General features: G+C 61.8%; 13 protein-coding genes. 10 read left to right on the top strand and 3 right to left on the bottom strand.

The window, feature by feature from the left end; translation table 11 throughout:
* Positions 1 to 115: 115 nt before the first annotated feature.
* The 3 genes from ACIP1G_RS27025 to ACIP1G_RS27035 are packed head-to-tail and all read right to left on the bottom strand — an operon-like array spanning position 116 to position 2,572.
* A complete protein-coding gene (locus ACIP1G_RS27025; RefSeq protein ID WP_400742543.1) occupies positions 116 to 883 on the bottom strand; it encodes a TerB family tellurite resistance protein in 768 nt (255 codons plus the stop codon).
* A gap of 1 nt (position 884) precedes the next feature.
* Entirely contained in the window at positions 885 to 1,556 is a 672-nt protein-coding gene (murU, locus tag ACIP1G_RS27030) for an N-acetylmuramate alpha-1-phosphate uridylyltransferase MurU (RefSeq protein WP_400742546.1), read from the bottom strand.
* Positions 1,553 to 2,572: an aminoglycoside phosphotransferase family protein gene (locus tag ACIP1G_RS27035; protein ID WP_400742549.1), complete on the bottom strand. Its 1,020-nt coding sequence runs from the start codon at positions 2,570 to 2,572 to the stop codon at positions 1,553 to 1,555. Before ACIP1G_RS27035 ends, murU begins: the two co-directional genes overlap by 4 nt.
* A gap of 130 nt (positions 2,573 to 2,702) precedes the next feature.
* Here ACIP1G_RS27035 and ACIP1G_RS27040 point away from each other — a divergent pair, with 130 nt between their 5' ends.
* The 10 genes from ACIP1G_RS27040 to ACIP1G_RS27085 all read left to right on the top strand — a co-directional run bounded on the left by ACIP1G_RS27040 (position 2,703) and on the right by ACIP1G_RS27085 (position 15,605).
* Positions 2,703 to 5,537 (top strand): LPS-assembly protein LptD, encoded by a 2,835-nt coding sequence (locus ACIP1G_RS27040; protein ID WP_400742552.1) that lies wholly within the window; start codon positions 2,703 to 2,705, stop codon positions 5,535 to 5,537.
* Positions 5,518 to 6,837 carry a peptidylprolyl isomerase SurA gene (gene surA, locus ACIP1G_RS27045; RefSeq protein ID WP_400742555.1) on the top strand — a complete coding sequence of 440 codons (1,320 nt, stop codon included), beginning with the start codon at positions 5,518 to 5,520 and terminating at the stop codon, positions 6,835 to 6,837. Before ACIP1G_RS27040 ends, surA begins: the two co-directional genes overlap by 20 nt.
* Positions 6,834 to 7,823, top strand: coding sequence for a 4-hydroxythreonine-4-phosphate dehydrogenase PdxA (gene pdxA, locus ACIP1G_RS27050; protein WP_400742557.1), 990 nt, complete (start codon positions 6,834 to 6,836; stop codon positions 7,821 to 7,823). Before surA ends, pdxA begins: the two co-directional genes overlap by 4 nt.
* A complete protein-coding gene (rsmA, locus tag ACIP1G_RS27055; protein WP_400742560.1) occupies positions 7,820 to 8,623 on the top strand; it encodes a 16S rRNA (adenine(1518)-N(6)/adenine(1519)-N(6))-dimethyltransferase RsmA in 804 nt (267 codons plus the stop codon). Before pdxA ends, rsmA begins: the two co-directional genes overlap by 4 nt.
* A 206-nt stretch (positions 8,624 to 8,829) precedes the next feature.
* Entirely contained in the window at positions 8,830 to 9,210 is a 381-nt protein-coding gene (gene apaG / locus ACIP1G_RS27060) for a Co2+/Mg2+ efflux protein ApaG (protein WP_135001515.1), read from the top strand.
* Positions 9,210 to 10,076 carry a symmetrical bis(5'-nucleosyl)-tetraphosphatase gene (locus tag ACIP1G_RS27065; protein ID WP_400742562.1) on the top strand — a complete coding sequence of 289 codons (867 nt, stop codon included), beginning with the start codon at positions 9,210 to 9,212 and terminating at the stop codon, positions 10,074 to 10,076. The genes apaG and ACIP1G_RS27065 overlap by 1 nt, the downstream gene beginning before the upstream one ends.
* Positions 10,077 to 10,091: 15 nt before the next feature.
* Positions 10,092 to 10,421 (top strand): thiosulfate sulfurtransferase GlpE, encoded by a 330-nt coding sequence (gene glpE, locus ACIP1G_RS27070; protein ID WP_400742565.1) that lies wholly within the window; start codon positions 10,092 to 10,094, stop codon positions 10,419 to 10,421.
* 283 nt (positions 10,422 to 10,704) lie between these two features.
* Positions 10,705 to 12,627 (top strand): PrkA family serine protein kinase, encoded by a 1,923-nt coding sequence (locus tag ACIP1G_RS27075; protein WP_400742567.1) that lies wholly within the window; start codon positions 10,705 to 10,707, stop codon positions 12,625 to 12,627.
* Between the two features lie 141 nt (positions 12,628 to 12,768).
* Complete coding sequence (locus ACIP1G_RS27080; RefSeq protein WP_400742569.1) at positions 12,769 to 14,040, top strand: YeaH/YhbH family protein; 1,272 nt, start codon at positions 12,769 to 12,771, stop codon at positions 14,038 to 14,040.
* Entirely contained in the window at positions 14,037 to 15,605 is a 1,569-nt protein-coding gene (locus ACIP1G_RS27085) for a SpoVR family protein (protein ID WP_400742570.1), read from the top strand. Before ACIP1G_RS27080 ends, ACIP1G_RS27085 begins: the two co-directional genes overlap by 4 nt.
* The last annotated feature ends 36 nt before the right edge of the window (positions 15,606 to 15,641 follow it).

Genomic DNA, 15,641 nt, shown 5'->3' on the forward strand with positions numbered 1-15,641 from the left:
GGGTGGGGCGATGTCTCCCACGGTCTGTACTGCTGTGAACAGTCAGAATCGGCTTTTTCGTCCCACCACCCCTTCAAGTATCACCATACAAGCGGCTTTAGCCGCCAAGAGGCCCTTACAGGCCCCGCCGCTTACGGATCATGGCATAGGCCTGGTGCAACTCGCGGGTACGCTCGGTCGCTTCACGCAGCTGCGCCTCGCTGGCCCCTGTGCCCGCCAGCTTGTCCGGGTGGTGCCGGCTGACCAGTCGCCGATACGCCTGTTTGACCTTGTCGCCATCGGCGTCCGCCTCTACCGCCAACAGCCGCAACGCAGCCGCATAGGTCATGGGCACGTCGCGCGCACCCGCAGCCTTGCGCGGTTCGTACTCCAGCGACATGGCCTGCACCTGGCGCCGGCTCATGCCCAGTTTCTGCCCCCAGTCCAGCAGCAACTCACGCTCCTTGTTGCCCATCTTGCCGTCGGCCCAGACCATGCGCCAACAGGCACGCAAGGTACCTTCCGCCGCATGCGGCTGCTGACGAATACGCCGCAGGTGCCCGCCAAGCCGGTCCTTGCCGGCCTTGCCGCGGTTGAACGCATTGATCGCGCGCAGCCGGGCCGCCTCGGCCAGGTCCAGGCGCACCATCTCCTGGCGCGCCTGCTGGATATGCTGCTCGCCCACCCGACCATCGCACTTGGCCAGCCGCCCGAGCATCACGAACAGCAACTCATCGTCCGCCAAGGCCGGGCGCCCGCTCAGGCGCTCGCGCATGTCTTCCCAGCCTTCCAGTCGCAGACGGCGGTCCATGGCTTGCCCGAGCAATGCACCGAGCAAGGCCCCCGGGATGCTGGCAATGGCAAAGCCGGCACCCACACCAATCAGTGTGCCTGGCCACCACATGTCAGGCGCGCTCGCCAATCAGGCGCTCGACCTCGGCCAGGCGCTCAAGCGTGCCAACATCCACCCAGTGCCCTCGGTAGTGTTCGCCCGTGACCTTGCCGGCCGCCATGGCCTGACGCAGCAGCGGCGCCAGCTTGAAGGCACCGGGCTGGCAACCGTCGAACAGCGCCGGGTGCAGCACCGAAAGGCCGCTGAAGGTCAGCGTGCCTGGCGCATCATCACCATCGACCACCTGCTCGCCCACCAGGCGGAAGTCACCGCGGCCGTGATGGCCGGGGTTATCGACCAGCACCAGGTGCGCCAGCCCCTGCAGGGGAGCCCGCAGGCGCGCGAAGTCATAGTCGGTCCAGACATCGCCATTCACCAGCAGGAATGGCGCATCACCCAGCAAAGGCAGGGCCTTGAAGATGCCGCCGCCGGTTTCCAACGGCTCGCCCTCGGGCGAATAGCGGATACTCAGGCCGAAGCGGCTGCCATCGCCCAGGTGGTCTTCGATCTGCTGGCCGAGCCAGGCATGGTTGATCACCACCTCGGTAACGCCTGCTGCCGCCAAGGCGCGCAGGTGGTATTCGATCAGCGGCTGGCCGGCGACCGGGACCAACGGTTTGGGGGTGTGCAGGGTCAGCGGGCGCATGCGCTCGCCTTTGCCCGCTGCCAAAATCATTGCCTTCATGCACGCGCTCCGGCCTGCAACTCGGCAATCAGCTCACCCAGCTCCGCCAATTCGGGCCGACGGCTGATCACTTCTTCTATATAGGCGAAGAAGCGCGGCACGTCGCCCAGGTAGCGCGGTTTGCCGTCGCGGTGGCAGATGCGGGCGAAGATGCCGATCACTTTCAGGTGGCGCTGCACGCCCATCAGGTCGCTGGCACGCTGGAACGCTTCGAACTCGGCGTGCACCGGGATGCCGGCAGCCTGCGCCTGTTGCCAGTAGTTACGCAGCCAGCCTTCGACCCGCGCCTGCGGCCAGCTGAGGAAGGCGTCCTTGAACAGGCAGGTGATGTCGTAGGTGACCGGCCCGTACACCGCGTCCTGGAAGTCCAGCACGCCGGGGTTGGGCATGCTCTGCATCAGGTTGCGCGGCATGTAGTCGCGGTGCACCAGCACTTTGGGCTGGGCCAGGGCGCTGTCGATCAGCAACTGGCTGACACGCTGCCAGGTGGCCTTCTGGATGTCGTTGAGGGCCAGGCCAAGCTCACGCCCCACATACCACTCGGGGAACAGCTCGACCTCGCGGCGCAGCAGGGCGTCATCATAGCTGGGCAACTGGGCGTCCATCGGCAGGCGCTGGAACTTCAGCAGCGCGTCGATAGCATCGGCGAACAGGCCATCGGCGTTGTCGGCATCTATGATGTCAAGGTATGTCTGATGGCCCAGGTCACCCAGCAGCAGGAACCCACGCTCCAGGTCCTGGGCGTGGATCAGTGGTACATGCACGTCGGCGCTGGCCAGCAGGTGGTCAATGGCGACGAACGGTCGGCAGTTTTCCTGCGGCGGGGGCGCATCCATGACCACAAAGCTGTGGCCAGCGCCCTGCCAGCGGAAATAACGGCGGAAGCTGGCGTCGCTGCTGGCCGCAGTCAGGCTGCCTGCAGGCACTAAGCCCCAGGCGTTTTTCAGGAAAAGATCATTAAGCTGCTCAGCGAGCCAGACCGTCAGTTGTTGCAGGCGTACATCGTGTTCAGGCATTACAAGGGTCTCCGACGGCCCTAGCCGTCAAGCGGGTCATGCTTTATTATCCAGCATCTTTTTCAGACCATCGAGAGGCGTGCGGCCCCACACGCGGGCAGATGGCACGCAGGAAGCCCGGACTAATAAGATGGCATTGAAATCCCCCGCGTTTCGTAGAAAGTTTCCGTTGCTGGTAACCGGCGGTCTGCTGGCCCTGCAACCTCTGGCCACGTCATACGTGGTGGCAGCCGAACAGTTCGACTGCCAAGTGTCCGCCGCCGGTGGTTGGGACTGCAAGCCCAAGGCCCCAGTCAACAACCTGCCGCCGCGCCCGGTGCACGAGGGTGCAGCCGTCACTTCCGGCACCGAAGCCGCGAGCGAAGCCGAAACCGCGGACCAGCCAATGCTGGTGACCGAGGCCAAGGGCCGTGGCCTGAAGTCGCGCAGTGAAGACTACAGCCACCTGGACTGGGTACCGCGTGAAAAGCTCACCGCCGCGCAGCTGGCCGAAACCGGCCCTTACTGCGGTGGCGCGTATATCGAGCCAACCCGTCCGGGCATGGCCGACACCACGCCGAAAGATGAGTCGCCGACCTACATCAACGCCAAGGTATCCAAGTACCAGCAGGAGCAGCAGATCGCTACCCTCGCCGGTAACGTGGTGATGCGCCAGGGCAGCATGCAGGCCGAAGCCGACGAGGCCAACCTCTATCAGGCGGAAAACCGCGGCGAGCTCAAGGGCAACGTCAAGATCCGTGACAACGGCTCGCTGGTAGTCGGTGACGAGGCACAGATCCAGCTCGACACGGGCGAAGCCCAGGTCGACAACGCCGAATACGTGATGCACAAGTCGCACATTCGCGGCAACGCCCTGTACGCCAAGCGTGGCGAAAACGCCATCATCCGCCTCAAGGACGGTACGTACACCACCTGCGAACCGGGCAGCAACGCCTGGCAGCTGAAGGGCAACAACATCACCCTGAACCCGGCCACAGGCTTCGGTACCGCGACCAACGTTACGCTGCGGGTCAAGGATTTCCCGGTGTTCTACACACCGTACATCTACTTCCCGATCGACGACCGTCGCCAGTCCGGCTTCCTGCCGCCATCGTTCAGCACCAGCAGCGATACCGGCTTCATGCTGGTCACGCCGTATTACTTCAACCTGGCGCCCAACTACGACGCCACGCTGTACCCTCGTTACATGGCCAAGCGCGGCCTGCTGATGGAAGGCGAGTTCCGTTACCTGACACCTTCGAGCGAAGGCCAGTTCGGTGGCGCGTACCTCAACGACAAGAACGACGATCGCAAGGAACAGACCGACTACGAAGAACAGCGCTGGATGGTCAACTGGCAGCACAAGGGTGGCCTGGACCAGCGCCTGATGACCGAGGTGGACTACACCGACATCAGTGACCCGTTCTACTTCCAGGACCTGGAGTCCGACCAGATTGGCGTGGAAAGCAAAGACCTGCTCAACCAGCAGGGTGCGCTGACCTATCGTGGCGACAGCTACACCGCGCGCTTGAATGTACATGCCTACGAGATGGCCACCATCTCGCAGATCACGCCATATGATCGCCTGCCGCAATTGACGCTCAACGGTTCGCTTCCCTTCAAGCCGGGCGGTTTGAACTTTGATTACGAGACCGAAGCCGTTCGCTTCGATCGTGACCTGAAGGATGACCTGGTTTTCGATGAGGATGGTAACCCTGACCTCACCGCCGGCACCGTTGTGGATGCCAACGGTAATGTGTTGGGTGGCCGTCGCCTCGACGAGAACATCTTCGGTGTCGCCCGTGCAAACGGTACCCGTCTGAACGTCGCCCCGTCCATCAGCCTGCCGATGACCGCCAGCTACGGCTATGTCACGCCGAAGCTGAAGTACATGTACACCCATTACGATCTTGACCTGGACAGCAAGGGCAAGAGTGACGTTGCCGCTTCGAGCCCCGAGACCCTGGACCTGTTCGGCGACTTCAAGAGCAACCAGAACCGCGATATCCCGATTCTCAGCGTCGACAGCGGCTTGTATTTCGACCGCAATACCTCGCTGTTCGGCACCAACTATCGCCAGACGCTCGAGCCGCGCATGTACTACCTCTATGTCCCGTACAAGGACCAGGTGGACATCCCGCTGTTCGACTCGGGTGAAACACTGTTCAGCTACGACTCGCTGTTCCGTGACAACCGCTTCAGCGGTACCGACCGCATCGGCGACGAGAACAAGCTGTCGCTGGGCGTAACCACCCGCTGGATCGAAGACAACGGCTTCGAACGCCAGAACTTCAGCATCGGCCAGGCTTACTACTTCAAGGACCGCAAGGTCCAGCTGCCAGGCATCGACTACCGCACCCGCAAGGATGCGCAGTCCGATGTGTCGCCATATGCCCTGCTGTACAACTACTACTTCAACCGCGACTGGCGCTTCAATTCGGACTTCAACTGGGACCCGGACAGCCGCAGCACCCGTTCGGGCAGCGCGATGTTCCACTACCAGCCTGAAGACAACCCGAACAAGATCGTCAACTTCGGTTATCGCTACCGCAACGACACCATTTCCTACGACTCGACCACGGGTACCTGGAAAGTGGGCGGCGGCGACTATGGCACCCCGGGTGATCCGAACTACATCAAGGATTACTACAAGATCCAGCAGCATGACTTCTCGGTCATCTGGCCAATTGTTCCGCAGTGGAACGTCATCGCTCGCTGGCAGCATGACTACAACCGCAACCGTACCCTGGAAGCCATGGGCGGTTTCGAATACGACAACTGCTGCTGGAAGCTGCGCCTGATCAACCGCTACTGGCTTGATTACGACGACTTCAGCCAAGCCCTCCCGGCGAACGAAAAAGGCGACCACGGCATCTTCCTTCAGATCGTCCTGAAAGGCCTCGGTGGCGTAGTTGGCAACAAGGTCGAGTCTTTCCTCGACCAAGGCATTCAAGGTTACCGTGAACGTGAAGACCAAGCTTATTGATCGTCTGCGCCCAGTGTTGCTGGGCGTCGCTTTGCTGAGTGGCGCGGTGCATGCCGCGGTGCAACCTCTTGATCGCGTGGTGGCCATCGTCGACAACGACGTGGTCATGCAAAGCCAGCTGGACCAGCGTGTCCACGAGGTTCAGCAAACCATCGCTAAGCGCGGCGGCGGCGTGCCGCCGACTGGCGCTCTGGAACAGCAGGTGCTGGAACGCCTGATCGTCGAGAACCTGCAGTTGCAGATCGGCGAGCGCTCCGGCATCCGCATCACCGACGAAGAGCTGAACCAGGCCATCGGCACCATTGCCCAGCGCAATGGCATGTCGCTGGAGCAGTTCCGCGCCGCCCTGGCCCACGACGGCCTGTCGTTCGACGACGCCCGCGAGCAGGTCAAGCGCGAGATGATCATCAGCCGCGTGCGCCAGCGCCGCGTGGCCGAGCGCATCCAGGTGTCCGAGCAGGAAGTGAAGAACTTCCTCAACTCGGACATGGGCAAGATGCAGATGTCGGAAGAGTACCGCCTGGCCAACATCCTGATCCCGACCCCGGAAGCGGCCAACTCGGACGACATCCAGAAGGCTGCGCGCAAAGTCGGCGATGTCTACCAGCAGCTCAAGCAAGGCGCGGACTTCGGCCAGATGGCGATTGCCAACTCGGCCAGCGAGAACGCCCTGGAAGGCGGCGAGATGGGCTGGCGAAAAGCTGGCCAGCTGCCACCCGACTTCGCCAAGATGCTCAGCAGCATGCCGATTGGTGAAATCACCCAGCCGATCCGCATACCCAACGGCTTCATCATCCTCAAGCTTGAGGAGAAGCGCGGTGGCAGCGAGAACGTGCTGCGTGATGAAGTGCACGTGCGCCACATCCTGATCAAGCCAAGCGAGATCCGCAGCGAGGCGGCCACCGAGCAACTGGCCGAGCGCCTGTACGATCGCATCAAGAACGGCGAAGATTTCGGCGAGCTGGCCAAGAGCTTCTCGGAAGACCCGGGTTCGGCGCTTAACGGCGGCGACCTCAACTGGGTAGACCCGAACAGCCTGGTACCGGAGTTCCGTGAACAGATGGCCAACGCCCAGCAAGGCGAAGTGACCAAACCGTTCAAGACCCAGTACGGCTGGCACGTTCTGGAAGTGCTGGGCCGCCGCGCCACCGACAGCACCGAGCAGGCGCGCGAGCAGCAGGCCCTGAGCGTACTGCGCAACCGCAAGTACGACGAAGAGCTGCAAACCTGGCTGCGCCAGATCCGCGACGAAGCCTACGTTGAAATCAAGCTGCCTGGCGCTGACCAGGCCGCCCAGTGAAGCCCCTGCGCTTCGCCGTCACCCCCGGCGAGCCGGCCGGCATAGGTCCCGACCTGTGCCTGCTGCTCGCCGCAGACGCCCAGCCTCACCCCCTGATCGCCATCACCAGCCGTGACCTGCTCGCCGAGCGGGCCACGCAGCTGGGGCTGGCCGTCAACCTGCTGCCGGTAGCGCCGGGCCAATGGCCCGAGCAACCGGCGCCAGCGGGTAGCCTGTACGTGTGGGATACCCCCTTGGCGGCCCCGGTAGTGCCAGGCCAACTCGACAAAGCCAACGCCGCGTTCGTACTGGAAACCCTGACCCGTGCCGGCCAAGGCTGCCTGGATGGGCATTTCGCCGGGATGATCACCGCCCCTGTGCACAAGGGCGTGATCAACGAAAGCGGCATTGCCTTCTCCGGGCACACCGAATTCCTCGCCGAGCTGACCCACACCGCGCAAGTGGTGATGATGCTGGCTACCCGCGGCCTGCGCGTGGCCCTGGTGACCACGCACCTGCCGCTGCGTGACATTGCCGACGCCATCACTGCCGAGCGCGTCGAGCGTGTTACCCGCATCCTGCATGCCGACATGCGCGACAAGTTCGGCATTGCCAACCCACGCATCCTGGTGTGTGGCCTCAACCCGCACGCGGGTGAAGGCGGCCACCTGGGCCGCGAGGAAATCGACATCATCGAGCCGACCCTGGCCCGCCTGCGCACCGAAGGCATGGACCTGCGCGGGCCGTTGCCGGCCGATACCCTGTTTACCCCAAAATATCTGGAGCACTGCGACGCGGTGCTGGCGATGTACCACGACCAGGGCCTGCCCGTACTCAAGTACAAAGGCTTCGGCGCTGCAGTGAACGTGACCCTGGGCCTGCCGATCATCCGCACGTCGGTCGACCACGGCACCGCCCTGGACCTGGCCGGCAGCGGCAAGGTCGACACCGGCAGCCTGCGCGTCGCGCTGGAAACCGCCTACCAGATGGCCGAGAACCGACCATGAACGAGCAATACCAACACCGGGCGCGCAAGCGCTTCGGCCAGAACTTCCTGCACGACGCCGGCATCATCGACCGCATCCTGCGTGCCATCAACGCCAAGGCTGGCGAACACCTGCTGGAAATCGGCCCGGGCCAGGGCGCCCTGACCGAAGGCCTGCTGGGCAGTGGCGCACAGCTGGACGTGGTGGAACTGGACAAGGACCTGGTGCCAATCCTGCAGCACAAGTTTGCTGGCCGCAGCAACTTCCGCCTGCACCAGGGCGACGCCTTGAAGTTCGACTTCAACCAGTTGGGCGTGCCGCCGCGCAGCCTCAAGGTGGTGGGCAACCTGCCCTACAACATTTCCACCCCGCTGATCTTCCACCTGCTCAGCCATGCCGGGCTGATCCGCGACATGCACTTCATGCTGCAAAAGGAAGTGGTCGAGCGCATGGCTGCCGGCCCTGGCGGTGGTGACTGGGGGCGTCTGTCGATCATGGTGCAGTACCACTGCCGGGTCGAGCACCTGTTCAATGTCGGCCCTGGCGCCTTCAACCCACCGCCGAAGGTGGATTCGGCCATTGTTCGCCTGGTACCGCACGAAGTACTGCCGTACCCGGCCAAGGACCACCTGCTGCTGGAACGTGTGGTACGTGAAGCGTTCAACCAGCGCCGCAAGACCTTGCGCAACACCCTGAAAGGCCTGCTCGACAGCGCGGCCATCGAGGCTGCTGGCGTAGATGGCAGCCTGCGTCCTGAACAGCTGGACCTGGCGGCCTTTGTGCGCCTGGCTGACCAGTTGGCTGACCAGCAACAAGCCTGATACAGCCTGCACCGGCCTCTTCGCGGGTAAACCCGCTCCCACAGATATTCCACTACCTTCAAATGTGGTGAGATCCTGTGGGAGCGGGTTTACCCGCGAAGAGGCCGGCACAGACAACACAAATCCCCAACCCCCTACACCGCTGGCCCTCCCCCCTGCCTATGGCCTAGACTGCATTATTGCGTCAGTTCGCCCAAGGCCATTGCATGTCCGATCCCCGCTATCAGATCGACGTCAGCGTCGTGACCCGTTACCTCAAAGACCAATCCGACCCCGAAAACAGTCGTTTCGCGTTCGCCTACACCATTACCGTGCAGAACAACGGCTCGCTCAAAGCCAAACTGTTGTCGCGCCACTGGCTGATCACCAACGGTGACGGCGAGGTCGAGGAAGTGCGCGGCGCTGGCGTGGTCGGCCAGCAACCCAACATCGACCCGGGCCAGAGCCACACTTACAGCAGTGGCGCGGTCATCAGCACCCGCGTGGGCACCATGCAGGGCAGCTACCAGATGTTCGCCGAAGACGGTAAACGCTTCGATGCCGAGATCGCCCCCTTCCGCCTGGCGGTACCCGGGGCGCTGCACTGATGGCCACCTACGCCGTCGGTGACCTGCAGGGCTGCTTGCAGCCACTCAAGTGCCTGCTCGAACGCGTCAACTTCAACCCGGCCGTCGACCGCCTGTGGCTGGTCGGCGACCTGGTCAACCGTGGCCCCGAATCACTGGCAACCCTGCGCTACCTCTACGCCATGCGCCAGTCGCTGGTCTGCGTGCTGGGCAACCACGACCTGCACCTGCTGGCCGCCTGGCACAACGTCGAGCGCCTGAAGAAAAGCGACACCCTGCGCGAGATCATCGAAGCCCCAGACGCCGACCAACTGTTCGACTGGCTGCGCCAGCAAAAGCTGCTGCATTACGACGAAGCCAGGGGTATCGCCATGGCTCACGCGGGCATACCGCCACAGTGGACGCTTGGCCAGGCCCTGAAGTTGGCAGAAGAGGTAGAACAGGTGCTGCGCGACGATGGCCGCCTGAAGCTGTACCTCGACGGCATGTACGGCAACGAGCCGAACAAATGGAGCAAGAATCTTGCAGGCATCGAACGCCTGCGGGTCATCACCAACTACTTCACCCGCATGCGCTTCTGCACCGCCGAGGGCAAGCTCGACCTCAAGAGCAAGGAAGGCGTGGGTACCGCACCCAAAGGCTACAAGCCGTGGTTTGCCCACAAAGACCGCCGCTCACGCCACGTGAAGATCATCTTCGGCCACTGGGCCGCGCTTGAAGGCCGTGTCGACGACCCCAGCGTCATCGCCCTGGACACCGGCTGCGTGTGGGGCGGCGCCATGACCCTGTACAACGTCGACAGCGGTGAGTATCACCGCTGCGACTGCGCCGACGACGGCACCGTCCGCCCGCGGGCACAACCCACTACACTGAACGATCAACCCTGAAAGAGAGCCGTACCCATGAGCGAATTCAAGCGCATCCCTCCCGAACAGGCCCTGGCCCTGCGCGCGCAAGGTGCGGTAGTCGTCGACATTCGCGACCCGCAGGCCTTCGCGGCCGGCCACATCACTGGTGCCCAGCATCTGGATAACCATTCGGTGGCCGAGTTCATCCGCAATGCCGACCTCGATGCCCCGACCTTGGTGGTGTGCTACCACGGCAATTCCAGCCAGAGCGCTGCCGCCTACCTGGTGAACCAAGGTTTCTCCGACGTCTACAGCGTCGATGGCGGCTTTGAGCTGTGGCGCGCCACCTACCCGGCCGAGACCGCCCAAGGCACCGCCGAATAATTTTTTCATTTTTACTGCAGCCCGCGCCCCGCGCGGGCTTGCGGGCAATCAGACGAACGGTCGCTCGCAACTTCTCCCTCCCTCGCCCCTTGACCTTGCAGATAACCAACTACGCTTAAGCTCAGGCCATCCAAAAAAGGGGAGAGCCGGTACACCGGCGTGCGGGTCATCGGTAGCGTTACAGGGTGTTCTGGGGGGTATACAGCAATCGGCGAACCCGGTTGCATGCCAGCATCAGCTGACTGATCCGGCGTCGTCTCCACGTATCGAGCGAGGTGACGTCATGAGTATTTTTAGCCACTTCCAACAACGTTTCGAGTCTACGCGCCAGGAAGAACTCTCGCTGCAGGAGTACCTCGAGCTGTGTAAAGAGGATCGCAGTGCCTACGCATCGGCGGCCGAACGGCTGTTGCTGGCCATCGGTGAGCCCGAACTGATCGACACCTCTGCCAACTCCAGGCTGTCGCGTATCTTTTCCAACAAGGTTATCCGCCGCTATCCGGCCTTTGCCGACTTCCATGGCATGGAAGAGTGCATCGACCAGATCGTCTCGTACTTCCGCCACGCCGCCCAAGGCCTGGAAGAGAAGAAACAGATCCTCTATCTGCTGGGGCCGGTGGGCGGCGGCAAGTCCTCCTTGGCCGAAAAACTCAAGCAGTTGATGGAAAAGGTACCGTTCTACGCCATCAAAGGCTCACCGGTATTCGAATCACCGCTTGGCTTGTTCAACGCCACCGAAGATGGGGCCATTCTCGAGGAAGAGTATGGGATCTCACGGCGCTACCTGAACACCATCATGTCGCCTTGGGCCACCAAGCGCCTGCAAGAATTCGGCGGTGACATCTCAAAATTCACAGTGGTCAAACTCTACCCTTCGATCCTGAACCAGATCGCCATCGCCAAGACCGAACCCGGCGATGAAAACAACCAGGACATTTCTGCCCTGGTCGGCAAGGTCGATATCCGCAAACTTGAAGAGTACCCACAGAACGACGCCGACGCTTACAGCTACTCGGGCGCGCTGTGCCGGGCCAACCAGGGCCTGATGGAATTCGTCGAAATGTTCAAGGCACCGATCAAGGTCCTGCACCCCTTGCTCACCGCCACCCAGGAAGGCAACTACAACAGTACCGAAGGCCTTGGGGCGATTCCCTATACCGGTATCCTGCTGGCGCACTCCAACGAATCGGAGTGGCACACCTTCCGCAACAACAAGAACAACGAGGCGTTCATCGACCGGATCTACATCGTCAAGGTGCCGTACTGCCTGCGCGTCAGCGACGAGATCAAGATCTACGACAAGCTGCTGGTCAACAGTTCGCTGTCCAAGGCCCATTGCGCACCGGATACGCTGAAGATGCTGGCGCAGTTCACGGTGCTCTCGCGCCTCAAAGAGCCAGAGAACTCCAACATCTATTCGAAGATGCGCGTCTACGACGGGGAAAACCTCAAGGACACCGATCCAAAGGCCAAGTCGATCCAGGAATACCGCGACTCGGCCGGCGTCGACGAAGGCATGAACGGCCTTTCCACTCGCTTCGCCTTCAAGATCCTGTCCAAGGTGTTCAACTTCGACCCACATGAAATTGCGGCGAACCCGGTGCACCTGCTGTACGTGCTGGAGCAGCAAATCGAGCAGGAACAGTTCCCGGCCGAAGTGCGCGAACGCTACCTGCGCTACCTGAAGGAATACCTGGCACCGCGCTACATCGAGTTCATCGGCAAGGAAATCCAGACCGCTTACCTGGAGTCCTACAGCGAATACGGGCAAAACATCTTCGACCGCTATGTGCTGTATGCCGACTTCTGGATCCAGGACCAGGAATACCGCGATCCGGAAACCGGCGAAATCCTCAACCGCATCGCTCTCAACGAGGAGCTGGAGAAGATCGAGAAGCCGGCGGGCATCAGCAACCCGAAAGACTTCCGCAACGAGATCGTCAACTTCGTATTGCGCGCACGCGCCAACAACAACGGCAAGAATCCAAGCTGGCTGAGCTATGAAAAGCTGCGGGTAGTGATCGAGAAGAAAATGTTCTCCAACACCGAAGACCTGCTGCCAGTCATCAGCTTCAACGCCAAGGCCAGCAAAGAGGACCAGAAGAAACACAACGACTTCGTCACCCGAATGGTGGAGCGTGGTTATACCGACAAACAGGTGCGCCTGCTGTCGGAATGGTACCTGCGGGTCAGGAAATCGCAATAAAGCGGCAAGCTACAAGCCGCAAGCTCCAAGCTGCCCAGCGCCGAGCGCAAGCCCGGCGCCGTAGCTTGCAGCAGCGGTGGCTGCTCTTTCTGGCAGCTTGAAGCTTGTGGCTTGCAGCTGCTCCCAGCTACCGGAGGGACCATGAGCTACGTTATAGACCGACGCCTGAACGGCAAGAACAAGAGCACGGTCAACCGCCAGCGTTTTCTGCGGCGCTACCGTGAGCACATCAAGAAGGCCGTCGAAGAGGCGGTGAGTCGCCGTTCCATCATGGACATGGAACATGGCGAGCAGATCAGTATTCCGGGGCGCGACATCGACGAACCGGTGCTGCACCATGGTCGCGGGGGCAAACAGACCATCGTGCACCCTGGCAACAAGGAATTCACAGCCGGCGAACACATCCCCAGGCCGCAAGGCGGAGGGGGCGGCGGCGGCCGTGGCAAGGCCGGCAATTCCGGCGAGGGCATGGACGAATTCGTCTTCCAGATCACCCAGGAAGAGTTCCTTGAGTTCATGTTCGAAGACCTCGAACTGCCCAACCTGGTCAAACGTCACCTGACCGGGGCCGACACCTTCAAGACCGTGCGCGCCGGTATCGCCAACGAAGGCAACCCGTCGCGCATCAACATCGTACGCACCCTGCGTTCGGCCCACGCCCGGCGTATCGCCCTGACCGGCAGCAGCCGCGCACTGCTGCGTGAAGCACAAAAGGAACTCGACCGACTGCGGGTCGAAGAACCGGACAACTTCACCGATATCCAGGAAACCGAGCAGGAAATCGAACGCCTGAAGGCACGCATCAACCGCCTGCCCTTCCTCGACACGTTCGACCTCAAGTACAACCTGCTGGTCAAACAGCCCAACCCCAGCTCCAAGGCGGTGATGTTCTGCCTGATGGACGTGTCTGGCTCGATGACCCAGGCTACCAAGGACATCGCCAAGCGCTTCTTCATCCTGCTGTACCTGTTCCTGAAGCGTAACTATGACCGCATCGAGGTGGTGTTCATCCGCCACCACACCAGCGCCCGTGAAGTCGACGAAGAAGAATTCTTCTACTCGCGGGAAACCGGCGGCACTATCGTCTCCAGTGCGCTCAAGCTGATGCAGGAGATCATGGCCGAGCGCTACCCGGCCAGCGACTGGAACATCTACGCCGCCCAGGCCTCCGACGGCGACAACTGGAACGACGACTCACCGATCTGCCGCGAAATCCTGTCCAAGCAGATCATGCCGCATGTGCAGTACTACACTTACGTGGAAATCACCCCCCGTGAGCATCAGGCGCTGTGGTATGAATACGAGCGCATCGGCGAAGGCTTCCCCGACACGTTCGCCCAGCAGCAGTTGGTATCGGCCGGCGACATCTACCCGGTCTTCCGTGAACTCTTCCAGCGCAGGTTAGCCACATGACCGCCAGAGCACAGAGACGCCAACCCATTTCCACCGGGTCCGAGTGGACGTTCGAACTGATCCAGGCCTACGACCGGGAAATCAGTCGGCTGGCCGAGCGTTACGCCCTGGACACCTACCCCAACCAGATCGAGGTGATCACTGCCGAGCAGATGATGGACGCCTACGCCTCCGTCGGCATGCCGCTGGGCTACCACCACTGGTCCTACGGCAAGCAGTTCCTCAGCACCGAAAAGTCGTACAGCCGCGGCCAGATGGGCCTGGCCTACGAGATCGTGATCAACTCCGACCCGTGCATCGCCTACCTGATGGAAGAAAACACCATGTGCATGCAGGCACTGGTGATTGCCCACGCGTGCTACGGCCACAACAGTTTCTTCAAGGGCAACTACCTGTTCCGCACCTGGACCGACGCCAGTTCGATCATTGATTACCTGGTGTTCGCCAAGCAGTACATCGCCCGCTGCGAAGAGCGCCATGGCATCGATGCCGTGGAAGACTTGATCGACTCCTGCCATGCCCTGATGAACTACGGTGTCGACCGCTACAAGCGCCCTTACCCGATTTCTGCCGAAGAAGAGCGGCGCCGGCAACAGGAGCGCGAAGAGCACCTGCAGCGGCAGATCAACGACCTTTGGCGGACCATTCCGAAAAGCGCCGATAAGGGTAACGAACGCGATGAAGGGCGCTACCCCGCCGAACCACAGGAAAACATCCTGTATTTCATCGAGAAGAATGCCCCGCTGCTCGAACCTTGGCAGCGCGAAGTGGTGCGCATCGTGCGCAAGATCGCCCAGTACTTCTACCCGCAACGCCAGACCCAGGTAATGAACGAAGGCTGGGCGACATTCTGGCACTACACCCTGATGAACGACCTGTACGACGAGGGGCTGATCACCGAAGGCTTCATGATGGAGTTTTTGCAGTCGCACACCAGCGTGGTGTTCCAACCCGGCTTCGACAGCCCGTACTACAGCGGCATCAACCCCTACGCGCTGGGGTTTGCGATGTACACCGACATCCGCCGCATGTGCGAAAATCCGACGGAAGAAGATCGCCACTGGTTCCCCGAAATTGCTGGCAGTGACTGGCTTTCTACCATCAAGTTCGCCATGAGCAGCTTCAAGGACGAGAGCTTCATCCTGCAGTACCTGTCGCCCAAGGTGATGCGCGACCTCAAGCTGTTCAGCATCCTCGATGATGACCAGCGTGACGACCTGCTGGTACCCGCCATCCATGACGAAGCCGGCTACCGGACCATCCGCGAGCAACTGGCGGCGCAATACAACCTGGGCAACCGCGAGCCGAACGTGCAGATCTGGAGCGTCGACCGCCGCGGCGACCGTTCGCTGACCCTGCGCCACCAGCAACACAACCGCAAACCGCTGGGCGACTCGACCGATGAGGTGCTCAAGCACCTGCACCGCCTGTGGGGCTTCGATATCCACCTGGAGACCGTACAGGGTGAGCAAGTGATGAAGACCCACCACATGCCACCACGCGGCGAGCACGGCGAAAGCGCCGACTACGGCCGCATGGACCTGGCTGTCATCCACCACCTCTAGTGCCACGCCATAACTGCCGACGGGGTATCCTGTCGG

The organism is Pseudomonas sp. NPDC089392 (assembly GCF_044749595.1).
GTDB lineage: Bacteria > Pseudomonadota > Gammaproteobacteria > Pseudomonadales > Pseudomonadaceae > Aquipseudomonas.